A 21,595-nucleotide genomic window follows, 5' to 3' on the forward strand; every position below is an offset into this window, starting at 1 on the left:
GCCCCGAACTTGCCGAAGCCGGGTCCAAAGGTAAACCCGTTTTCTGGCCGGCGGCGGCGGGCCTGGCCGGTTGCATAAGCGGCAGGCCGTGCGGGCCACGCATCGGGCAGCGGGCGGGGGTTTTCGTCCCGGTGGCGGGTCCGGGGGTCGGGGGCCGGGGGGGGTGGCGGTCAGCCCGGCCCGGCCAGGAACCCGGCCAGGGCGGCGTTGAAGGCCGGGGCCGATTCCAGGTTCACGATATGCCGGCCTGGCAGCGACAGGTGCCGGCCGTGCCGGACGCCGGCGGCGATGGCCTGCAGATCGGCGGGCGGGCAGACCGGATCCTCGGCCCCCGAGATCGCCAGCAGCGGCGCGGCGATCCCGGCCAGCCGGTCGCGCAGGTCGGCCCCGGCCAGGGCCGCGCAGCAGCCGGCATAGCCTTCGACCGAGGTGGCGGCGAAACGCGCGAGGATGGTTCCGACCAGTTGCGGCTGCGCGGCGGCGAAGCCGGGGCTGAACCAGCGTTCGGCCGTGGCCTCGACCAGGCCGGCAAGGCCGTTCGCCCGGACCTCGGCCGCGCGGGCCGCCCAGGTCTCGGGGCTGCCGATGCGGGCGGCGGTGGCGCAAAGCACGATGCGGTCCAGCCGGTCGCCGGCGTGCAGCGCCAGCCATTGCCCGACCAGCCCGCCGATGGACAGGCCGCAGAAATGCGTGCGGGCGATCCCCAGCGCATCCAGCAGCGCCAGCGCATCCCGGCCCAGATCGGCAAGCTCATAGGGGCCCGCCGGGGTGCCGGACAGCCCATGGCCGCGCCGGTCATAGCGCAGGATGCGGAAATCCCGCGCCAGGACCGCCGCCTGTGCGTCCCACATCCGCAGGTCGGTGCCCAGCGAGTTGCAGAACATCAGCCAGGGCCGGTCCTCGATCCGGCCGTCGATGCGGTAATGCAGGCGATGCGTGGCCAGGTCGAGATGCGGCATGGCGGGAACCCTTGCTGTGATGGCACCGGCGCCCGGGAACAAGGCCGGGCGCCGGCAGGGATGTGCGGTCAGGTCAGGCAGCGGCGAGGCTGGCCGTCTCGGCCCGCCGGGCGTTGCTGAGCGCAAAGACCAGCATCGCCACCGCCGAGATCGCCGCGGGAATGGCGAAGATCAGGAAATTCTGCTGCAGCGGCAGTTGCCGGGCCAGCAGCGCCCCGCCCAGGGTCGGCCCGACGATGGCGCCGACCCGGCCCACCCCCGAGGCCCAGCCGAGGCCGGTCGAGCGGATCGACAGCGTGTAAAGCTGCGCCACGCTGGCATAGAGCAGGATCTGCGTGCCGATGGTCGTGGCCCCGGCGACGAAGACCAGCGCGAACAGCAGCCCCGAGGCAGGGGTGGCGCCGATCAGGGCGATCGACAGCGCGGCGGCGGCGAAGAAGCCGATCACCACCTTCGGCAGCCCGAAGCGGTCGCCCAGCCAGCCGCCGGCGATGGCCCCGGCCATGCCGCCGAAGTTCAGCGAGAACAGGCTGAGCAGGCTGGCGCGCTCGGCATAGCCGGCCTCTTGCAGCACCTTGGGCAGCCACGAGGACAGCAGGTAGACCAGCAGCAGGCAGCAGAAGAAGGCGATCCACAGCATCAGCGTGCGCAGCGCCTGCTGGTGGCGGAACAGTTCGGCCACCGAGGCCCGGGCGGCCTTGCTTTCGGTAAAGACCAGCGTGTCGCCGGTGGCCAGCGCCTCGGGGGCGATGCGGGCGAAGATGCGCCGCGCCTGGTCCTGCTTGCCCTGCCGGATCAGGAAGCCCAGCGATTCCGGCAGCCGCCACAGGATCAGCGGCAAGAGCAGCAGCGGCAGCGCGGCGACGAAGAACATCGGCTGCCAGCCCAGGCTGGGGATGATCCCGATTCCCAGGCAGGCCGCGACCATGCCGCCGACCGAATAGCCCGAGAACATCAGCGCCACCATGGTGCCGCGCAGCCGCCTGGGGGCATATTCGTTCATCAGCGCCACGGCATTGGGCATCAGCCCGCCGCAGCCCAGCCCGGCGATGAAGCGGAACACCTTGAACTGGCCGGGCGTGTCAGCGAAGCCGGTCAGCAGCGTGGCCGAGGTGAACAGCAGGAAGCTGATGCCGATGCCCTTCTTGCGGCCGATCCGGTCGGCCAGCGGTCCGAAGACCAGCGCGCCGAACATCATCCCGAACAGCGCCCAGGCCTGCAGCGCGCCGGCCTGCGGCTTGGTCAGGCCCCATTCGGCGATCAGCGTCGGCAGCACCGTGCCGGCCACGAACACGTCGTAGCCATCGACGACCAGCAGCGTGCCGCAAAGCGCGACCACCATCCATTGGAAGCGGCCGAACGGGCTTTTGTCTATCGCCTCGCTCACGTCTATGTTGCGCATTTCCTTCCTCCCTGTGTTGTGTTTGTCGAGATCGCGGTCAGCCGGTGTCGCCCCCGGCGACGGGCAGGACCGAGCCGGTGATGTAGGAGGCCTCGTCCGAGGCCAGGAACAGGATCGGCGCGACCTGTTCGTCGATCGTGCCATAGCGTTTCATCAGGCTGGATTGCGTCACCTGCTCGACCACCTCGGCCATCCAGGCCCGTTCGGCGGCCGTGTCGCCCAGGGCATTGCGGGGGATGCGGCGCGGCGGCGCCTCGGTGCCGCCGGGGGCGGTGGCGGTGACGCGGATGTTCTGTCCGGCCAGCTCCATCGCCAGCGACCGGGTGATGGCGTTGACGCCGCCCTTGGCCGCCGAATAGGGCACGCGATGGATGCCGCGGGTCGCATTCGACGAGACATTGACGATGGTGCCGCCGCCGCGCGCCATGAGATGCGGCAGCACCGCCCGGCAGCAATAGAGCGTCGGCATCAGCGAGCGGCGGATCTCGGCGTCGATCTGGCCGGGCTCGAATTCGGCAAAGGGCCGCATGCGGATGGCGCCGCCGACATTGTTGATGAGGATGTCGATGCCGCCATAGACGCGCGCCGCCTCGTTCATCGCCGCCTCGGCGCCGTCCCAGGTTTCCAGGTCGGCGCAGAAGGCCCGGGCGCCGGACTCGGCCGCCACCTCTGCCACGAAATCGGTGCGGTCCACGAACAGCACCCGCCCGCCCTCGGCCGCGGCGCGGCTGGCGACGGCGCGGCCGATGCCCTGCGCCGCGCCGGTGACGACCAGAACCTTGCCGGCGAAGCGGCCGTCGAAGACCCGCCCGCTCATGCGCTGGCCTTCAGGGGCGCGTTGGGGGTGAATTTCTCGTAATGGAAGCTGGCGGGCCGGATGCCATTGTCGTCGAGGTAATGGCGCACCGCATCGACCATGGCCGGCGGGCCGCACAGATAAATGTCGACCTCGCCGGCCGCCAGCATCGCCTCGGGCATGTGCTGCGTGACCCAACCCTTGCGCGGATGCGCCGAATCCGGGTCGGCGACCACGGTGTCATAGCTGAAATTCGGCAGCCGCTCGGCATAGGCCGCCAGCTCGTCCACCAGCACCAGGTCGAGATCGCGGGTCACGCCATAGACCAGATGCACGGGCTGCTGCGCATCGGCGCGGGCCAGCACTTCGAGCATGGACAGGAAGGGCGCAAGCCCGGTGCCGCCGGCCAGGAAAAGCAGCGGACGTTCACCGTCGCGCAGATAGAAGCTGCCCATCGGCCCGGTCAGCTCCAGCCGGTCGCCGGGGGCGGCGCGGTCCAGCCAGGTGCTCATCAGCCCGCCGGGGATCTTCTTGATCAGGAAGCCCAGGTCCGCCTCGCCCGGCGCGCTGCTGAAGGAATAGGAGCGGTTGCCCGCGCTGCCCGGCACGTCGATGTTGACATATTGCCCGGGCAGGAAGGCGGGCGGCTCGCCCTCGACCTGCATTTCCAGCACCACGGCGGCATCGGCCTGCGGCGCGATCCGGGTGACGGTGGCGGCGAATTTCTGCTGGCCGGTCTTGCAGGCGCCGGCGCTGGTCGGCACCGCCAGCACGCAATCGCTGGACGGCACCATCTGGCAGGTCAGCACCAGCCCCTCGGCGGCCTCGTCCTCGGTCAGGGCGTCCTCGATATAGTCCTCGCCCATGTCATAGGCGCCGCTTTCGGCCCGGCACTTGCAGGTGCCGCAGACGCCGTCGGAACAGTCCATCGGCAGGTTGATCTTGTTGCGAAAGGCGGCGTCCAGCACCTTTTCGCCCGGCTTGCAGTCGATGAAGCGGGTAACGCCGTCCTCGAAATTCAATGCGATGCGATAGCACATGCTCGCCTCCTCCTCGCGTTTGTGCTGGGTCGGCGGTCAGACGTGATAGACGTCGATGACCTGCCGGATGTAGTCGTTCTTGAGCACGATCTTCTTGGCCGAGATCGCCAGCCCCCCGTCCGCCTGGCGCAGGGTGACGAAGATGGTGCCGAAAAACTGGTCGGTGACCTTGTAGCGGTGGTTCAGCGTCAGGAAGTTGTAGCGCACGTCCACTTCGTCCCCGCGCTCGGCGATGACCTCGACATTGCTGACCGTGTGGCTGGTGCGCGGCTCGGGCGTGGATGCGCCCGAACGCTCGGTCTTGATGCGGAACACCCGGTCCTCGAGCCCCTCGCGGTTCGGGTAGTAGATCAGCGAGATCTCGGATTGCGGATCCTCGGTGATCTGGTCGTTGTCGTCCCAGGCCGGCATCCAGTAGCTGGCATCGGGTGCATAGCAGGTCAGCCATTCGTCCCATTGCCGGTCGTCGAGCAGCCGGGCCTCGCGGTAGAGAAAGGCGCAGATGGCGTTGTAGTCGAGGCGGGTGGCGGTGTGATCCAGGCTCATGCCGCTTCTCCCTGCTTCTCGGTCGCGAGCGCGCTGCGCATGACCTTGGCCCAATGCTCGTGCTGGCAGACGAACAGCCCCTCATCCTCGCTGCGCTCGCCCGAGATCAGCGGGTTCAGCCCCATGCGGCGGGCGTTCTCGTCGGGACCGTGGATCCACAGCGGCGCGCCGCGCGACATGTCGTTCCACAGCGCCACGGTGCCGGCATAGGCGGTCTGGCAGGCGCGGAATTCTTCCAGATCGTCCGAGGTGCCCATGCCCGAGACGTTGAAGAAATCCTCGTATTGCCGGATGCGGTGGGCGCGGTCCTCGGCGCTTTCCCCCTTGGGGGCGAAGCAGAAGATGGTGACCTCGGTCCTGTCCACGGAAAGCGGGCGCACGACGCGGATCTGGGTGCTGAACTGGTCCATCAGGAACACGTTCGGATAGAGGCAAAGATTGCGGGTCTGGTTGACGATGAAGCCCGCCTTCTCCTCGCCCAGGCGGGCGACGAGGTCGTCGCGGCGGTTCCAGATCGGCCGCACCTCGGGGTTCTTCGTGTTGGTCCACAGCAGGATATGGCCGTTCTCGAAGCCATAGACGCCGGCGACCGATTTCGACCAGCTGTTGGCGTCCACCGCCTTGGTGCCGGTCTCGCTGCGCCGGTCCATGGTGGTGGCGTAGTTCCAATGCACCGAGCTGACGTGGTAGCCGTCGCAGCCGTTCTCCATCTGCAGCTTCCAGTTGCCGTCGTAGATATAGGAGGAATTGCCGCGCAGCACCTCCAGCCCCTCGGGGGCCTGGTCGACGATCTGGTCGATGATGGTGCGGGTCTCGCCCAGATATTCCTCCAGCGGGGCGACATCGGGGTTCAGGCTGCCGAACAGGAAGCCGCGATAGCTGTCGAAGCGCGCCACGCGGGTCAGGTCGTGCGAGCCGTCCGTGTTGAACTGCTCGGGGTATTGCGTGGTCTTGGCGTCCTTGACCTTCAACAGCTTGCCGGTGTTGGAAAAGGTCCAGCCGTGGAAGGGACAGGTGAAGCTGCCCTTGTTGCCCTGCTTGCGGCGGCACAGCATGGCGCCCTTGTGGGCGCAGGCGTTGATGACGGCGTTCAGCGTGCCGGTCTTGTCGCGGGTGATGACGATGGGCTGGCGGCCGATGAAGGTGGTGTAATAGTCGTTCACCTCGGGGATCTGGCTTTCATGCGCCAGATAGACCCAGTTGCCCTCGAAGATGTGCTTCATTTCCAGCGCATAGAGGTCTTCGTTGGTGAAGATGTCGCGGCGGCAGCGGAACAGGCCGGCCTCGCTGTCGTCCTGCACGGCGATGTCCAGCAGGCGGTCCAGGTCCCGGGCCTTGTCGATGATCGCGGACATGATGGCTCCTCCCTCCGGGATGGCGGCGCGCAGGCGGCTGTCCCGGTCGATGTCGGTGATGATTGAAGGGTGGGTTCAGGCTGGGTGCAGGCGCCGGCCGCTGGGGACAGGCGCCCGCCCGGGTCCGTCAGGCGGCGGTGCGCTTGCGGTTCTCGTTGACCTGGTTGTCGACGCCATCGACCAGCGCGGTCAGGTGGATGTCGAATTCGATCTCGGCAAAGGGGCCGTTCAGGTTGTTGGCGTGGATGCTGGCCTCGTCGTCGCGCTCGACGACTTTCGGCACCAGTCCCTCGCGGGTGGCATAGGCGAAATCGTCGTTGATCAGTGGATCGCCCTCGATGTTGATCTGGGTGGTCAGCTTGCGATGGCCGTCGGCGCTGATGAAGAAGTGGATATGCGCCGGGCGCTGGCCGTGGCGGCCAAGCGCGCTCAGCAGCCGCTCGGTCGGGCTGCCGGGCGGCACGCCATAGCCGCTGGGCAGGATGCTCTGGAACTTGTAGCGGCCGTTCTCGTCGGCGATGATGGTGCGGCGCATGTTGAAGGGCGCCTGCTTGCCGGTCGGGTCGAAATGCGAATAGAAGCCGCGGGTGTCGCAATGCCAGATCTCGACCTTGGCGCCGGGCAGCGGCTGGCCGTCGGCGCCGTGCACGACCCCGTGCATGATCAGCGTGTGGCCGTCGGCGTCGGTGCCGTCGTCCAGCCGGGCAAAGCCCACCGATTCCGGGGCGCCGGCGACATAAAGCGGCCCCTCGATGGTGCGGGGCGTCGGGTTGTCGATCCCCAGCGCCGCGTCGATGGCGTCCAGCCGCTCGTCCAGGAAATGGTCCACGCCGAGGCCGGGCGAGATCAGGCCCGCCTGTCCCGCGGCGCCGATGTCGTTCAGCCAGGCCACGCCGGTCCAGTATTCGTCGGGGGTGATGTTCAGATCGTCGATGGCCTTGAACAGGTCCGACATCAGCCGGTGCACGATCTGCTTCATGCGCGCATCGCCGTCGTCATTGGTCAGGCCGCTCAGCACCTTCAGGAAATCCTGCACGTCGGGCCGGTCGAAAATCTTCACAGTCATGGTCTCTCCTCCTGGATTCTCGTGGAAACTGGGACGGGCCGGCTCCTCCGCCGGCGCCGGGGAAGGGCGGTCTAGCGGTCATCCTCGCGGATGGAGGACGGGTGGCGCAGCAGCGGCGTCACCGCGATCTGCATGAAGGGAAACAGCGGCAGGCCGGACAGGATCTCGTGCAGCTCGGCGTTGTCCTGCACCTCGAAGACGCTGAAATTCGCGTATTCGCCGGCCAGCCGCCAGATGTGGCGCCACTTGCCGCTGCGCTGCAATTCCTGGGAATAGGCCTTTTCGCGGGCGAGGATCTCGGCCACCTGCTCGTGCGGCAGGTCGTAGGGGATCTTCACGTCCATCCGAACATGGAACAGCATGGCGGACCTCCTCAGTTGGTCTTGCGACGGAAACCGTCGCGGGCAAAGAAGGCCACGCGGTCCTCGTCCAGTTCGATGCCAAGGCCGGGGCCCGAGGGCACGGTCAGTTCGAAATCGCTGTAATCCAGCGGCGCGCGCAGGATCTCCTCGGTCAGCAGCAAGGGGCCGAACAGCTCGGTGCCCCATTGCAGGTTGGCGAAGGTCGAGAAGGCATGGGCCGAGGCGACAGTGCCGACCGCGCCTTCCAGCATGGTGCCGCCGTAAAGGCCGATCCCGGCCGCATCGGCGATGGCCGCCACGCGCAGGGCGTTGAACGGGCCGCCGCATTGCTCGATCTTGACGGCAAAGACATCGGCGCCGTGGACCCGGGCCAGCTCGAAGGCCGATTCCGGGCCCGAGAGCGATTCATCGGCCATCAGCGCCGTGGGGAAGCGGCGCACCAGCCGCCCCAGAGCCGCCGCCGAAGCCACCGGCTGTTCGACCAGCTCGCAGCCGGCATCGGCCAGCGCCGCCATGCCAAGCGTGGCCTCGGTCTCGCTCCAGGCCATGTTCACATCGACGCGCACTGCGGCACGGTCCCCCAGCGCGCGTTTGATCGCGGCAACATGGGCAACGTCCTCGCGCAGCGCGCGAGCGCCGATCTTCAGCTTGAAGATGCGGTGGCGGCGCCGGTCCAGCATCTCCTCGGCCTCGGCGATGTCGCGGGCGGTGTCGCCCGAGGCCAGCGTCCAGGCAACCGGCAGCCGGTCGCGGCGCCGCCCGCCCAGCAGCTCGCTGACCGGCAGGCCCAGCCGCTTGCCATGGGCATCCAGCAGCGCGGTCTCGACGGCGCTTTTGGCGAAGCGGTTCTCCTTGACCAGCTTGCCGATGCGCGCCATCAGCGCCTGGATGCGGGTCGCGTCCTGGCCCAGCATGGCGGCGGCGACATAGGTGTCGATGGCCAGCTTCATGCTTTCGGGGCTTTCGCCGCCATAGGCCAGCCCGCCGATGGTCGTGCCCTCGCCGATGCCGATCACGCCGTCGCTGCAGCGGATCTTCACCAGCATCAGGGTCTGGCCGTTCATCGTGGCGACCGACAGCTTGTGCGGCCGGATGGTGGGCAGATCGACCAGGATGGTCTCGACCCGGTCGATGACCGGGCTGACGGCGGTGGTCGGGGCGAGGGGTGCGAATGTCTGGTTCATGCCGCCAAGATTGCGGCCCGGCGGTGCGTCCGTCCAACACCGTTTGGGTTTGATACCATGCGCTGAAGGTATTATGCTGTGAATTATCCCGCATATCAGCGGATTGATCCGCTGACGGATACCCAAATCAGGCGCAAGTTTCGCTTGCCGGACAGAAGGGGGGCGCATGGATCTGCGGCAGTTGCGCTATTTCGTGGCCGTGGCGCGCGAGCGGAACTTCACCCGTGCCGCCGAGACGCTGCACATCGCCCAGCCGCCGCTGAGCCGGCAGATCCAGCTGCTGGAGGAGGAGCTGGGCGTGACGCTGATCCTGCGCAAGAGCCGCCCGGTGCAGCTGACCGATGCCGGGCGGCTGTTCTATGAACAGGCGCTGCAGGTGCTGGGCCGCGTCGACCAGATGAAGGACGCCACGCGCCGGGTGGGGCTGAACCAGAACAGCGTGTTCTCGATCGGCTTCGTGGCCTCGACGCTTTACGGGGGGCTGCCCTCGCTGGTCCGCAAGCTGCGCCACCGCGCGCCCGAACTGGATATCCGGCTGCTGGAGATGCTGTCGGTGCAGCAGATCCCCGCCCTGAAGGAGGGGCGTATCGACGTGGGTTTCGGCCGGCTGCGGCACAGCGATCCGAACGTGGTCGGCACGCTTTTGCGCGAGGAGCGGCTGGTCGTCGCCCTGCCGCCCGGCACGCCGCTGGCCGACCAGGACGCGCCCCTGCCGCTGGCGGCGCTGGCCGGCCAGACGCTGATCCTCTATCCCAAGGAGCCGCGGCCCAGCTATGCCGACCATGTCATGCAGCTGCTGCAGGACCAGGAAGTGCGCCCCGCCGAGGTGGTCGAGGTGCGCGAGATCCAGACCGCGCTGGGGCTGGTGGCGGCCGAGGCGGGGCTTTGCGTCATCCCCTCCTCGGCGCGGCAGATGCGCTCGGACCTGGTCTATCGGCCTGTCGAGGGCACGCGCGCAACCTCGCCGGTGATCATGAACCACCGCGCCGGGGACAATTCGCGCATCCTGGCGCTGATCAAGGACCTGATCCGCGAGATGTATGCCGAGGCGCCGCCCTGGCTGCACAGCAACAACATCGCCACGCCGGACATCGCCGACATGGCCGATCCCTTCGCCGCGCCTGGCCGCGGCAGGCCCAAATAGGGCGGCGCGCAGCGGGTTCCGGCGGAATCGCGCCGATGGCTTTCACCCCAAGCTTGTGCAGGCGCGGACCCCCGGGCGTAATCCCGGCATGACGGAAACGCGACGGACCTCTCTGCTTCGGCGTCTGAGGCTGCGCCTCGCGGCCTCGGTCGGGGTCGCGGCCGCAGTGCTGGTCGGCCTGTGGCTGAAGGTCCAGGATGCCCGTGCGCCGCAGGAACCGCCGGCGGTGACCCTTGGGCAGGCGGTCGATCAGGGCCGGACCGAGATCACGCCGCTGTCCCTGTCGCTGGCGCCGCCGGAACGCGCGGGCGAGCCGGGGCGGCTGCTGCTGCGCGCCCGGCTGCTGAACCTGACCGGAGAGTCCCAGTTCGCGGTCTTCGGCTTCCCGCCGCATCCGCCCGAGCTTGCCTCCGGCGGTGTGGTCTGGCCCGAGCCCGAGGTCACGCTGGACCGCGACGGCGAGCTGCTGGCGCAGCTGCATCCGCGCCTGGCCGAGCGGGTGACGCTGGCCTGGCAGCTTCCGCCGGACTGGCAGCCCGGCCCGGTCTCGCTGACCTTCCACCGGCAGATCTTCAAGCTCAGGGACAATCTCTACGGCATGTCGAACTGGCTGCTGTTCCAGCCCGCCGCCCGCATGACCATCATGCCCGAGGGCGCGCCATGATCTGGCCGGGTCGCATTGCCATCGTGCTGGCCGGGGCCGCGCTGCTGGGCGGAATGATGCAGACCGCCCCCGACTACAACAGTGTCGTGCAGCCCTTCCGCCACCATGTCGCGGCGGGCGGGACGGGTGAGGCGCGCAGCTTTCGCGCCCGTTTCACCGGCCTGCGCCTGGCCGACCGCATCGCCTTCCGGCATTTCAGCCGCGACCTGGTGCGCGACAGCGACGGCGTTTTCCTGGTCGCCGAGATCGAGGCCGAGGCCAGGCTGGCCTCGCAGCGCCTCGATGCGGTCTGGCAGGGGGCGAGCGGGCGGCGCTATGCGCTGTCGCGCCGCGCCGAGGGCATTCCGCGCGGGCTGGAAAGCCGCTGGTTCCAGCCCGGCCTGAGCAACCGCGCCGTCGCGGTCTTCGAGCTGCCCGAGGACGAGGTGGCGGGCGGTGCGCTGGTGCTGACGGGCGGTTTCATCGCGGTTTTCGACAGTGCCCTGTATCTGGCACCGCCGGCCCTGCCCGAGCGCCAGCCGATCATCCGGTTCGAACCATGAGACATCTGCTGTGGATCATCCTTGCCGCGGTCCTGCTGCTTGCCAACGTCGTGGTCGCGGGCTGGACCGAGATCACCGACCTGCGCCGCGCCCGCGAATGGCGGGTGGTGCAGGCCGGCGCGGCGGGGGCCGGGCTGCGCGGCGTGCATGTCCGGGTCGATCAGGTCTGGGCGGGCACCGCGCCCGACCTGTCCGAGCGGGCGCTGGTGCTGGTCCGTCTGGCGCTGCGCGGTCCCGAACCGGCGCGGCAGGGCTGGACCGGCTGCGACGTCAGCCTGCGCGATGCGGCGGATCGGGTCTGGCTGCCGCTGATCAGCGCCGATTCCGCGGGTGCCGTCCGGGTGCTTTCCCCCGACGGCGAGGACAACGGGCGCTGCAACCCCGTCCCCCATGACGCGCCGCCGGACGGGCAGGAGTTCCTGTCGGACCAGATTTTCCTGGTGCCTGCCGAATTGCTGAAGGGCGCGCGGCTGCGCGTCTCGGCCTGGGGGACGCGGCCCGAGGCGCTGGAATTCCCGGTCAAGCCGGTTCTGCGCGACCTGCACTAGCGGCGCGGGCCGCCTGCGCCCGCCCGGCCAGTTCCAGCCCGGCGGCGAGGATGCAGAATTGCACGACGCAGACCAGCACCCCGCCCTGCGGCTGGCCGGGCGCGCCGAAAAGCAGGCCCAGCGGATATTGCGCCACCTCCCAGACCGACAGGTCCTGCGGCCCGATCAGCTCGGCCAGCCCGACCCAGGCCCAGCGGCCCGCCCAGTCGGCCAGCCGCCACAGCACCAGCACCGAGACGGTCAGCGCGAAGCCCGCCGACCCGGCCAGCAGCACGCCGTTCGCCACCGCATGCCAGCGCCTGACCAGCCCGGCCCAGAAATGCCCCAGGAAATCGGTCAGCGGCTTCGGCAGCCCCTGCCAGCGGTCCAGCACCTTGCCGGCCGAGCGCCGCGTCTCCTCGGACATCATGTTCAGGTCGTGGCCATAGACGATGGCGCCGAGGTTGAACCAGATCAGCGGCAGCAGCGCATACCAGAACAGCCGGGTCAGCCAGGGCCAGGGCTGGAACACGGGCGGCCAGTCCACCGGGCGGCGCGCGGCATCGACGACCTCGGCCGCGGCCGGCGGGAACAGGTTCTGCCACAGCTCGCCGGGCGAGGGCAGCTGGGCCAGCCACGCGACGAAGCCCTCCTGCCAGCCCGAGATGACGTAAAGGCCCAGCACCGCCCAGCTCGCCTCGCAGGCGACGACCAGCAGCGGCCAGATCCCGGCCTCGCTGCGCTTGTGCATGGCCTTGGCGCCGCGCCGGATCGCCCAGATCAGCAGCACCGCCACCACCACCCAGAGCGTGCTCTGCACCTCCAGCGCGGTGGGTGCGCGCTCGGGCGAGACCTCCGTAAAGTCGATGCGCTCCATCGAGGTGGACAGGAACGCCTTGGAATAGTCGCGCAGCGTGTTCCCGAGCAGGCCCCAGCCGGCATAATAGCCGTAGAACGGGATCAGCACCGCCAGCAGCGCCCCGGCCAGCATGCCGATGCCCGGAGCTTCGGCTGCGTCTTCCCCCGCGGTCGGCGCCTCGCGGCGGCGCCTGGCGCGAAAGCGCAGCACCGGCAGCCCGTCGCGCAGGATGACGAACATGGCGACGAACAATACCAGCTGCAGCAGGATCACCGGCACCAGCGCGATCAGCCCGGCCAGCCGGTCGGCGAAGCCGATCTCGACCGCCAGCATCATCAGCACCCGGCCCACCAGGTCGCCGGCCAGCCAGGTGGCGGCCAGCACCGCGCCGTAGTCCCGAAACAGCCGCGCCGCCAGCAGGACATGCTGGCGCAGGATATGCAGGTCCCCGGTCATGGCCGCAGGATTGCAGGATCGCCCGCGCATCGCAAGCCGGGTCAGGGCTGGGCGTCGTCGGCGTGGCGGCCAAGGCCAAGCCCCATGCCCATGCCTGTCCCGCCGCCCATGCCGCCTCCGCCCCCACCGCCTCCGCCCTTGCCGCCGGATTCGCCGCGCCCGCCCCGGGACGAGCCGCCGGGCTGGCGCGCCGGGCCTTGCAGCGGAATGGTCACGTCGCCGGGCACCGGCGCGAGGTCCAGCGCCTTGCGGATGAAGTCGCGCAGCGATGCCACCAGTTCGGCCGTGTGGATCGGCCGGCCCGCGGCCATCTCGGTGGCGGCCTGGCTGGCCATGCGGACCTGGTCCTCGGTGCCCAGCAGGATGATGTCCGACAGCGCCGCCTCGACCGCGTCGCGGATGCGGCGGGAGCGGTCCGAGCCGGCGGCTTCCTCGGCGCCCGCCTCCTGCGCCCTTTGCCGCAGGTCGCGCAGATGCGTCGGATCGACCAGCAATTCGCCGGTGAATGACCCGCCCAGCACCTTGTAGGCGGCGATCAGGGTGCGCAGGCGCTCGTTGATCTGGCGGTTCATCCGTTGCTGGCGCTGCTGGATGGTCAGCAGCATCAGCACCCGGATGCCCACGCCGATCAGCGTGAACAGCGCCAGGCCCAGCAGCGTCGTCAGGATCCCCTGCCACGAGCTGAAATCGAAATAGCGCATCCTCCACCCCCGCCGTGATGGGCCTTTATCCCATCCCCCGACGGCACGGCGCCAGAGGGATTTGCGCCGGCTAGCCCTGCTTGCGGCGCAATTCCGCCTCGCGGGCGCGCAGCTCGGGGGTCAGCTCGGCGCCGAAATCCTCGGCTTCGAAGATCGGGCGCAGCTCCAGCTCGCCGTCGCGGAACGGGGCCTTTCTCGCCCAGTCCAGCGCTTCCTGCATCGAGGCGACCTGCCAGAGCCAGAAGCCCGCCACCAGCTCCCCGGTTGCGGCGAAGGGTCCGTCGAGAACCTGCGGCGCGTCCGCGCCGAAGCGGATGCGATGGCCGCGGGCGCTGGGATGCAGCCCCTCGCCGGCCAGCATCACGCCGGCCGTGGTCAGTTCCTCGTTGAAGCGGGTCATCTCGTCCAGTTCGGCGGTGGTCGGCATGACGCCGGCCTCGCTCTCCTCGCTGGCCTTGACCAATACCATGACGCGCATGGCGATCTCCTTTCCTCGGGTTGAGCATCGCGTCGGATGCAAGGACCAAGGAACGATCGGCGGGCATGGATTCCGACAGCCGCGCGAAGAAATTTCCGCGCGGCGGCCGGGCGGCTAGATGTGCAGCGCGTGACCCAGGGCGCGCAGGCAGGCCTCGTGCAGCGCTTCGCCGCGGGTCGGGTGGGCGTGGATGGTGCCGGTGATGTCTTCGAGCCTTGCGCCCATCTCCAGCGCCAGCGCGAAGCCGCCCGCCATTTCGGCCACGCCGGCGCCGACGGCCTGGATCCCCAGCACCTCATGCGTGTCGGGCCGGGCGGTGACGCGGATGAAGCCCGCCTCGTCGCCCGCCGTCATCGCCCGGCCGTTGGCTGCGAAGGGGAACAGGCCCGTCACGACGTCCTGGCCCTGGGCCTTGGCCTCGTCGGGGGACAGGCCGACGCTGACGATCTCGGGATCGGTGAAGCAGACCGCCGGGATGGCGCGCTTGTCCCAGACCCGGGGCTGGCCCGCGACCAGTTCCGCCACCATCTCGCCCTGGGCCATGGCGCGATGGGCGAGCATCGGCTCGCCGGTCACGTCGCCGATGGCCAGCACCCCGGTCATCGAGGTGCGGCAGCGCTCGTCGATGCGGATATAGGGGCCGGCCATGTCCAGCCGCAGCCCGTCCAGCCCGGCGCCGGTGGCGCGCGGGCGGCGGCCGACCGTCACCAGCACCTTGTCGGCGGCGATGTCCTCGGCCCCGTCCACGCCGGCGACGCGCAGCGCGCCGCTGTCCGACAGCCCGCCGGCCCGTGCCCCGGTCAGCACGCGGATGCCCAGCTGGGTCAGGCGCTGCGCCACCGGCCGGGTCAGCTCGGCGTCATATTGCGGCAGGATGCGCGGCGCGGCCTCGACCACCGTGACCTGTGAGCCCAGCTTGGCGAAGGCGATGCCCAGTTCCAGCCCGATATAGCCGCCGCCGACCACGGCCAGCCGCTCGGGCACCTCGGTCAGCGCCAGCGCCCCGGTCGAGGAGATCACCTTGCCGCCGAAGGGCAGGGCCGGCACCTCGATCGGCTCCGAGCCGGTGGCGATGACCAGGACCTCGGTGCGGATCTGCACCGGGCCCTCGGGCGTCTCGACCAGCACGGTCTTGCCGTCGCGCACCGTGGCCCGGCCGGTCACCAGCCGCACCTTGGCCTTGCGCAGAAGCGTCGCCACGCCGCCGGTCAGGCGCTCGACGATGCCGTCCTTCCAGGCCATGGTGGCGGCCAGGTCCAGCGTCGCGCCGCCGGCCGAGATGCCCATGGCCGGCGTCGCGGCAAGCTGGGTCAGGCGGTGGAATTCCTCGGCCGCATGGATCAGCGCCTTGGAGGGGATGCAGCCGACGTTGAGGCAGGTGCCCCCCGGCGGCTCGGCATCGACGATGACCGTATCGACGCCCAGCTGCCCGGCGCGGATGGCGCAGACATAGCCGCCGGGGCCGGCGCCGATGACCAGCAGCCTGCATTGGATCTCGCGCATCGCTCAGCCCTCCACGAAGATCAGCGCCGGGGTCTCCAGCAGCTCTTTCAGCCGCGCCACGAAGACGGCGGCGTCCCAGCCGTCGATCACCCGGTGATCGAAGCTGCAGGACAGGTTCATCATCTTGCGCGGCTCGAAGGCCGCGCCGTTCCAGTGGGGTCGCACCGCCAGCCGGTTGACGCCGACGATGGCGACCTCGGGCACGTTCAGGATCGGGGTCGAGGCGATGGCGCCCAAGGGGCCCAGCGAGGTGATGGTGATGGTCGAGCCGCTGAGCTCGTCGCGTTTCGCCGTGCCGTCCTTGGCGGCATTGCCGATGCGGGCGATCTCGGCCGCGGTGGCGCGCAGGTCCAGCGCCTCGGCATGGCGCACGACCGGGACCATCAGGCCCGTGGGCGTCTGCGCGGCGATGCCCAGATGCACCGCGCCGAAGCGGCGGATCAGCCGCGCCTCGGCATCGTAATGCGCGTTCAGGATCGGCTGCTCATGCACGGCGCGCACGATGGCGCGGGCGATGAAGGCCAGGGGGTTCAGCTTCGGCCCCTTGCCATGGGCGTTCATCCGGGCACGCAGCTCTTCCAGCGCCGTGGCGTCCACTTCCTCGACGATGGTGATCTGCGGGATGCTGTTCGCGGCCTCCATGCGCTCGGCGATCTTGCGGCGCAAGCCGATGACGCGGATCTCCTCGACCGTGTTGTCGGGCTGCGGGCCCGAGGGCGCGGGAATGCCGCCCGAGGCGATGAAGGCGTCCAGGTCCTCGTGCCCGATGCGGCCGGCGGGACCCGACCCGCGCACCAGCCGCAGGTCCACCCCGGCCTCGCGCGCCCGCGCCCGGACCGAGGGCGAGGCGATGGGCTTTTCCCCCTCGGGCCGCAGCGGCGCGGCCGAGGCGGCGGCGGGCCTGACCGCCGGTTTCGGGGCCGGCGCTTCGGGTTCCGGTTCGTGCCGGGGCTCGGTTTCGGCCTTCGCCTCCGCCGGTTCGGGATCGGGCGGCGCGGTCTCGGCCTGCCGCGACGATCCCGACGCTTCTGCCGGCGCCGGGGTCTCGGCATCGCTGGCGACGTTGCCCGGCCCGTCCACCTCCAGCCGCACCAGCTCGGCGCCGACGGCGATCACGTCGCCCGGCTGGCCGGCCTGCCAGACCACGGTGCCGGTGACGGGCGAGGGGATTTCCACCGTGGCCTTGTCGGTCATCACCGCGACCATCGGGTCGTCCTCGCGCAGGACGTCGCCGGGCTTGACCAGCCATTCGGCGATCTCGGCCTCGGCAATGCCTTCGCCGATATCGGGCATGCGGATTGCGTGAATACCCATGTCAGGCCACCTCGACCAGTTGACGCAATGCCTCGGCCACCCGCGCGGGGCCGGGGAAATAGCTCCATTCATGGGTGTGCGGATAGGGCGTGTCCCAGCCCGCCACCCGCCGGATCGGCGCTTCCAGATGCCAGAAGCATTCCGCCTGCACCAGCGCCGCCAGTTCCGCACCATAGCCCGAGGTCAGCGTCGCCTCGTGCAGCACCAGGCAGCGGCCGGTCTTGCTGACCGAGGCCGCCACCGTCTCCATGTCGAGCGGCAGCAGGGTGCGCAGGTCGATCACCTCGGCATCGACGCCCGACTCGGCCGCTGCCGCCAGCGCGACATGGACCATGGTGCCATAGGTCAGGATTGTCGCGGCCTGGCCCTGGCGGCGCACCACCGCCTTGCCCAGCGGCACGGTGTAATGCCCCTCGGGCACCTCGCCCAGCTCGTGGGTCTTCCAGGCGGTGACCGGGCGGTCGTGATGGCCGTCGAAGGGGCCGTTGTAGAGCCGCTTCGGTTCCAGGAAGATCACCGGGTCGGGATCCGCGATGGCCGAGAGCAGCAGCCCCTTGGCGTCCCGCGGGTTCGAGGGCACCACGGTCTTGAGCCCCGTGACATGGGTGAACAGCGCCTCGGGCGACTGGCTGTGGGTCTGGCCGCCGAAGATGCCGCCGCCCGTCGGCATGCGCACCACCATCGGGCAGGTGAACTGCCCGGCCGAGCGGTAACGCAGCCGCGCTGCCTCGGACACGATCTGGTCATAGGCGGGATAGACGTAGTCGGCGAACTGGATCTCGACCACCGGCTTCAGCCCATAGGCGGCCATGCCGATGCCGGCGCCGACGATGCCGGATTCGTTGATCGGCGTGTCGAAGCAGCGGGTCTTGCCGTATTTCGCCTGCAGGCCGGCGGTGCAGCGGAAGACGCCGCCGAAATAGCCCACGTCCTCGCCGAACACCACCACGCGGGGGTCGGCGCCCATGGCCACGTCCAGCGCGTCGCGGATGGCCTCGATCATCGTCATGCGTGCCATGTCAGAACCCCGCCTCGTGACGTTGCTTCAGAAGATGCGGCGGCATTTCGGCATAGACGTCCTCGAACATGTCCACCGGGCTCGGGTGCTGGCCGTGATGCAGGGTGCCGATGGCCTCGGCGCGCTTCTGCGCGGCGGTGATCTCGGCCAGGATCTCGGCCTCGGCCTGGGCATGGCGGTCGTCGCTCCAGACGCCCAGCCGGATCAGGTGGTTCTTCAGCCGCAGGATCGGGTCGCCCAGCGGCCAGGCATTGCTTTCTTCGGCCGGGCGATAGGCCGAGGGGTCGTCCGAGGTGGAATGTCCGCCGGCGCGATAGGTGACATATTCGATCATCGTCGGGCCGAGGTTGCGCCGGGCGCGTTCCGTTGCCCATTTCGCCACCGCCAGCACCGCGAGATAGTCGTTGCCGTCCACCCGCAGCGAGGGGATGCCGAAGCCGAGGCCGCGCGCCGCGAAGGTGCCCGAACCGCCCCGCGCGATGCCCTGGAAGGTCGAGATCGCCCACTGGTTGTTGACCACGTTCAGCACCACCGGCGCCTTGTAGGTCGAGGCGAAGACCAGCGCGGCGTGAAAGTCGCTTTCCGCCGTCGAGCCGTCGCCGATCCAGGCCGCCGAGATCTTGCGGTCGCCCGAGATCGCCGAGGCCATGGCCCAGCCCACCGCCTGGATGTATTGCGTCGCAAGGTTGCCCGAAATGGTGAAGAAACCATGCTCGCGCGAGGAATAGCAGACCGGCAACTGGCGGCCGCGCATCGGATCCTCGGCGTTGGAGAACACCTGGTTCATCATCGCGCTGAGCGGATAGCCGGCGGCGATCAGCAGCCCGGCCTGCCGGTAGGTCGGGAAGTTCATGTCGCCCGGCGCGAGCGCGCGCTGGAAGCCGCAGGAAATAGCTTCCTCGCCCAGGTGCTGCATGTAGAAGCTGGTCTTCTGCTGGCGCTGCGCGTTCAGCATCCGCGCGTCATAGATGCGCAGCGTCATCATGTGGCGCAGGCCTTCCAGCAGGTCATCGGGGGTGAAGTCCAGCGCCTCGGCCCAGGGTCCGACCGCCTCGCCCTCGCGGTTCATCACCCGGATGATGGTGAAGGCGAGGTCGCGGATCTCCTCGGGGTCGGCATCGACCGGCGGGCGGCGGACGGTGCCGGCGCGCGGGATCGCCACATGCGAGAAATCGGGCTGGCCGCCGGGCCGGACCTCGGGTTCCGGGACCGTCAGGCTAAGCGGGGGAAGCGCGTCTGGATCGGGCATGGTCGTGGCGGCTCCGTGGGTTACGCTGAAGGGATAATGCCGGATCGCGGCGGCTGGTTGCGTCGGGCGGTGCGGGATGGGGCGATTGCCGAGCCGGGTGCGCCGGCATCGCGGCGCATCCGCCGCCGCAGCAGGCCCCACGGCCAGACAATGTCGTTCTGGATCATGCACTCCTCCCCCGAGCGCCCGGATCTGGGTCCGGTGAAGGTCAGGATAATCCGGGAATGCGAAGACAGGTGTTGCTTTTTTCAGGCCCGCGGCACTGGAATTTGCAATCATATCCTATAAAGACGTCGTTTCAGGGGACAGATGTCACGGGAATGGCTGGATGGACGAAACGGACCGCCGGATTCTGCAGGTGATCCAGAGAGGGGACGACCTGTCGATCCGCGAGATCGCCGAGCGCGTGGGGCTGAGCCACACGCCCTGCTGGAAGCGCATGCAGGCCCTGCAGGAGGCGGGCATCCTGGCCGGCCGCCGCTACCGGCTGGACCGGCTGGCGATGGGGCTGCAGGTGCGGGCCTGGTGCATGGTGACGCTGAAGATCCACGACAAGCACACGCTGCCGGATTTCGAGGCGGCCGTGGCGCGTATCCCCGAGGTGGTCGGCTGCGCGCTGCTGACCGGGCACGAGGATTACATGCTGGAAATCGTCGCCCGCGACCTGCGCGCCTTCGAGCTGTTGTTGAAGGAGCAGCTGCTGCCGCTGCCAGGTGTCCAGCACCTGTCGACGCGAATCGGCCTGCGCGACATCCTGAGCGAGCGGCCCTTGCCGGTGTGACGGCGCTGGGCCGGACGGTCGGGAAAGGGCGAAGCGGGGCCGTGGTGCCGTGCGTATTTGGGGAATGAAGAAGCCCGGCGGAGGTCACGCGCCGGCGCGGGGCGGGCGCGTGACCGTTTCCGAAGCGGTGCAGGGCTTCAGTCGTAGAGCCCGGCGAAACGGTCGCGCAGCAGGTTCTTCTGCACCTTGCCCATGGTGTTGCGCGGCAGTTCGTCCACGAACAGCACCCGCTTGGGCTGCTTGAACTTCGCCAGCCGCCCTTCCAGCGGGGCGAGCACCTGGGATTCGGTCAGGGCGGGGCGGCCGGTGGGGACCACCACCGCCGTCACCGCCTCGCCGAAATCGCGATGCGGCAGGCCGATGACGGCGGATTCGACCACGCCGGGCAGGGCGTCGATCTCGGTCTCGATCTCCTTGGGATAGACGTTGTAGCCGCCGGTGATGATCAGGTCCTTGCCGCGGCCGACGATGTGCAGATAGCCGCGCTCGTCGAATTTCCCCAGGTCGCCGGTGATGAAGAAGCCGTTGTCGCGCAGCTCGGCGGCGGTCTTTTCCGGCATCCGCCAATAGCCCTTGAAGACGTTCGGGCCGCGCACCTCGATCATGCCGATCTCGCCCCGCGGCAGTTCGGCGCCGGTTTCGGGGTCGGTGACGATGATCTCGGTCCCGGGCAGCGGCAGGCCCACGGTGCCGGCGATGCGCTCGCCGTCATAGGGGTTCGAGGCGTTCATGTTCGTCTCGGTCATGCCGTAGCGTTCCAGGATCGCGTGGCCGGTGCGGGCCTGCCATTCGCGATGCGTCTCGGCCAGCAGCGGCGCCGAGCCCGAGACGAAGAGCCGCATGTTGGCCGTGGTCTCGGCGTTCAGCATGTCGTCCTGAAGCAGGCGGACATAGAAGGTCGGCACGCCCATCAGCACGGTGGCGCGGGCCATCGCCTCGAAGATCCGGTCGACGTCGAATTTCGGCAGGAAGATCATCGAGGCGCCCGAGAACAGCACCACGTTGGTGGCGACGAACAGGCCATGGGTGTGGAAGATCGGCAGGGCGTGGATCAGCACGTCCTGCGCGGTAAAGCGCCAGGCTTCGCGCAGCACCTGGGCATTCGAGACCAGGTTGCCATGCGTCAGCATCGCGCCCTTGGAGCGGCCCGTGGTGCCCGAGGTGTAAAGCAGCGCGGCCAGGTCGTCGCTGTCGCGGGCCACGGTGGCGAAGGTTTCGGGCGCGGCCTCGGCGGCCTCGGTCAGGCTGCCCCGGCCCTCGGCATCCAGCGTCACCATGCGGGCGCCGGCAGCCTCGGTGGGCGCGCGCAGCGCCTCTTGCCGGGCGGGATCGCAGACGAAGACCCGGGGCTCGGCATCGCCCAGGAAATAGCCGATCTCGGCGGGGGTGTAGCCGGTGTTCAGCGGCAGGAACACCGCGCCCGCCCGCAGGGTGGCGAGATAGAGGATGATCGCCTGAACCGATTTCTCGACCTGCACCGCCACCCGGTCGCCGGGCTGGACGCCGAAGGCCGCCAGCGCATTGGCCATGCGGCCGCTGCGGGCGATGAGGTCGGCGTAGCGGATGCGCTCGCCCGCCTGGGTCTCGATGGCCAGGGCTTCGGGGTCGCGGATGCCGGCGGCGAGAAGGTCGAACAGATTGTCACTCAT

Annotated in this window: 23 protein-coding genes; 5 read left to right on the top strand and 18 right to left on the bottom strand. The window is 69.4% G+C overall.

Annotation, left to right across the window (positions count from 1 at the left end):
* Window positions 1-170: 170 nt before the first annotated feature.
* From pcaD to I9P22_RS04205, 9 genes are all read right to left on the bottom strand, one after another.
* Window positions 171-959 (bottom strand): 3-oxoadipate enol-lactonase, encoded by a 789-nt coding sequence (gene pcaD, locus I9P22_RS04165; protein WP_199258126.1) that lies wholly within the window; start codon window positions 957-959, stop codon window positions 171-173.
* 73 nt (window positions 960-1,032) lie between these two features.
* On the bottom strand, window positions 1,033-2,361 hold the full coding sequence (locus I9P22_RS04170; protein ID WP_199258127.1) for an MFS transporter: 1,329 nt from the start codon (window positions 2,359-2,361) through the stop codon (window positions 1,033-1,035).
* Between the two features lie 37 nt (window positions 2,362-2,398).
* On the bottom strand, window positions 2,399-3,178 hold the full coding sequence (gene benD / locus I9P22_RS04175; RefSeq protein WP_199258128.1) for a benzoate diol dehydrogenase BenD: 780 nt from the start codon (window positions 3,176-3,178) through the stop codon (window positions 2,399-2,401).
* A complete protein-coding gene (gene benC, locus I9P22_RS04180; RefSeq protein ID WP_199258129.1) occupies window positions 3,175-4,197 on the bottom strand; it encodes a benzoate 1,2-dioxygenase electron transfer component BenC in 1,023 nt (340 codons plus the stop codon). The genes benD and benC overlap by 4 nt, the downstream gene beginning before the upstream one ends.
* A 36-nt stretch (window positions 4,198-4,233) precedes the next feature.
* Window positions 4,234-4,743 (bottom strand): benzoate 1,2-dioxygenase small subunit, encoded by a 510-nt coding sequence (benB, locus tag I9P22_RS04185; RefSeq protein WP_199258130.1) that lies wholly within the window; start codon window positions 4,741-4,743, stop codon window positions 4,234-4,236.
* Window positions 4,740-6,098, bottom strand: a complete 1,359-nt coding sequence (locus tag I9P22_RS04190) for a Rieske 2Fe-2S domain-containing protein (RefSeq protein ID WP_199258131.1) — start codon at window positions 6,096-6,098, stop codon at window positions 4,740-4,742. The genes benB and I9P22_RS04190 overlap by 4 nt, the downstream gene beginning before the upstream one ends.
* A gap of 127 nt (window positions 6,099-6,225) precedes the next feature.
* Complete coding sequence (catA, locus tag I9P22_RS04195; protein WP_199258132.1) at window positions 6,226-7,164, bottom strand: catechol 1,2-dioxygenase; 939 nt, start codon at window positions 7,162-7,164, stop codon at window positions 6,226-6,228.
* Window positions 7,165-7,235: 71 nt separating this feature from the next.
* A complete protein-coding gene (gene catC, locus I9P22_RS04200; RefSeq protein ID WP_199258133.1) occupies window positions 7,236-7,526 on the bottom strand; it encodes a muconolactone Delta-isomerase in 291 nt (96 codons plus the stop codon).
* Between the two features lie 11 nt (window positions 7,527-7,537).
* Entirely contained in the window at window positions 7,538-8,710 is a 1,173-nt protein-coding gene (locus I9P22_RS04205) for a muconate/chloromuconate family cycloisomerase (protein ID WP_199258134.1), read from the bottom strand.
* Window positions 8,711-8,876: 166 nt separating this feature from the next.
* Here I9P22_RS04205 and I9P22_RS04210 point away from each other — a divergent pair, with 166 nt between their 5' ends.
* From I9P22_RS04210 to I9P22_RS04225, 4 genes are all read left to right on the top strand, one after another.
* Window positions 8,877-9,854, top strand: coding sequence for a LysR family transcriptional regulator (locus I9P22_RS04210; RefSeq protein ID WP_199258135.1), 978 nt, complete (start codon window positions 8,877-8,879; stop codon window positions 9,852-9,854).
* A gap of 88 nt (window positions 9,855-9,942) precedes the next feature.
* Window positions 9,943-10,518: a hypothetical protein gene (locus I9P22_RS04215; RefSeq protein ID WP_199258136.1), complete on the top strand. Its 576-nt coding sequence runs from the start codon at window positions 9,943-9,945 to the stop codon at window positions 10,516-10,518.
* Entirely contained in the window at window positions 10,515-11,060 is a 546-nt protein-coding gene (locus tag I9P22_RS04220; RefSeq protein ID WP_199258137.1) for a hypothetical protein, read from the top strand. The genes I9P22_RS04215 and I9P22_RS04220 overlap by 4 nt, the downstream gene beginning before the upstream one ends.
* Entirely contained in the window at window positions 11,057-11,608 is a 552-nt protein-coding gene (locus tag I9P22_RS04225; RefSeq protein WP_199258138.1) for a hypothetical protein, read from the top strand. The genes I9P22_RS04220 and I9P22_RS04225 overlap by 4 nt, the downstream gene beginning before the upstream one ends.
* Here the strand turns inward: I9P22_RS04225 and I9P22_RS04230 are convergent.
* The 8 genes from I9P22_RS04230 to I9P22_RS04265 form a co-directional block, all read right to left on the bottom strand.
* Window positions 11,580-12,902, bottom strand: coding sequence for a hypothetical protein (locus tag I9P22_RS04230; protein WP_233253201.1), 1,323 nt, complete (start codon window positions 12,900-12,902; stop codon window positions 11,580-11,582). The genes I9P22_RS04225 and I9P22_RS04230 overlap by 29 nt on opposite strands.
* Before the next feature lie 41 nt (window positions 12,903-12,943).
* The gene (locus tag I9P22_RS04235) at window positions 12,944-13,603 is read right to left on the bottom strand and encodes a hypothetical protein (RefSeq protein WP_199258140.1); all 660 of its coding nucleotides are present in this window, start codon (window positions 13,601-13,603) and stop codon (window positions 12,944-12,946) included.
* A 70-nt stretch (window positions 13,604-13,673) separates the two neighbouring features.
* On the bottom strand, window positions 13,674-14,081 hold the full coding sequence (locus I9P22_RS04240; RefSeq protein ID WP_199258141.1) for a YciI family protein: 408 nt from the start codon (window positions 14,079-14,081) through the stop codon (window positions 13,674-13,676).
* Window positions 14,082-14,195: 114 nt separating this feature from the next.
* A complete protein-coding gene (gene lpdA, locus I9P22_RS04245; RefSeq protein ID WP_199258142.1) occupies window positions 14,196-15,584 on the bottom strand; it encodes a dihydrolipoyl dehydrogenase in 1,389 nt (462 codons plus the stop codon).
* Window positions 15,585-15,587: 3 nt separating this feature from the next.
* On the bottom strand, window positions 15,588-16,898 hold the full coding sequence (locus I9P22_RS04250) for a dihydrolipoamide acetyltransferase family protein (protein WP_199258143.1): 1,311 nt from the start codon (window positions 16,896-16,898) through the stop codon (window positions 15,588-15,590).
* Window position 16,899: 1 nt separating this feature from the next.
* Window positions 16,900-17,916 (bottom strand): alpha-ketoacid dehydrogenase subunit beta, encoded by a 1,017-nt coding sequence (locus I9P22_RS04255; protein ID WP_199258144.1) that lies wholly within the window; start codon window positions 17,914-17,916, stop codon window positions 16,900-16,902.
* A gap of 1 nt (window position 17,917) precedes the next feature.
* Window positions 17,918-19,165 carry a 3-methyl-2-oxobutanoate dehydrogenase (2-methylpropanoyl-transferring) subunit alpha gene (locus tag I9P22_RS04260; RefSeq protein ID WP_199258145.1) on the bottom strand — a complete coding sequence of 416 codons (1,248 nt, stop codon included), beginning with the start codon at window positions 19,163-19,165 and terminating at the stop codon, window positions 17,918-17,920.
* Window positions 19,166-19,185: 20 nt separating this feature from the next.
* Entirely contained in the window at window positions 19,186-19,332 is a 147-nt protein-coding gene (locus I9P22_RS04265; RefSeq protein ID WP_199258146.1) for a hypothetical protein, read from the bottom strand.
* Between the two features lie 161 nt (window positions 19,333-19,493).
* On the opposite strand from I9P22_RS04265, the gene I9P22_RS04270 reads away from it, so the two are divergent.
* A complete protein-coding gene (locus I9P22_RS04270; protein ID WP_199258147.1) occupies window positions 19,494-19,946 on the top strand; it encodes an Lrp/AsnC family transcriptional regulator in 453 nt (150 codons plus the stop codon).
* Between the two features lie 137 nt (window positions 19,947-20,083).
* On the opposite strand, the gene I9P22_RS04275 is transcribed toward I9P22_RS04270, so the two are convergent.
* Window positions 20,084-21,595, bottom strand: a complete 1,512-nt coding sequence (locus tag I9P22_RS04275) for a malonate--CoA ligase (protein ID WP_199258148.1) — start codon at window positions 21,593-21,595, stop codon at window positions 20,084-20,086.

Origin of the sequence: Paracoccus binzhouensis, assembly GCF_016446475.1 — a bacterium.
GTDB lineage: Bacteria > Pseudomonadota > Alphaproteobacteria > Rhodobacterales > Rhodobacteraceae > Paracoccus > Paracoccus binzhouensis.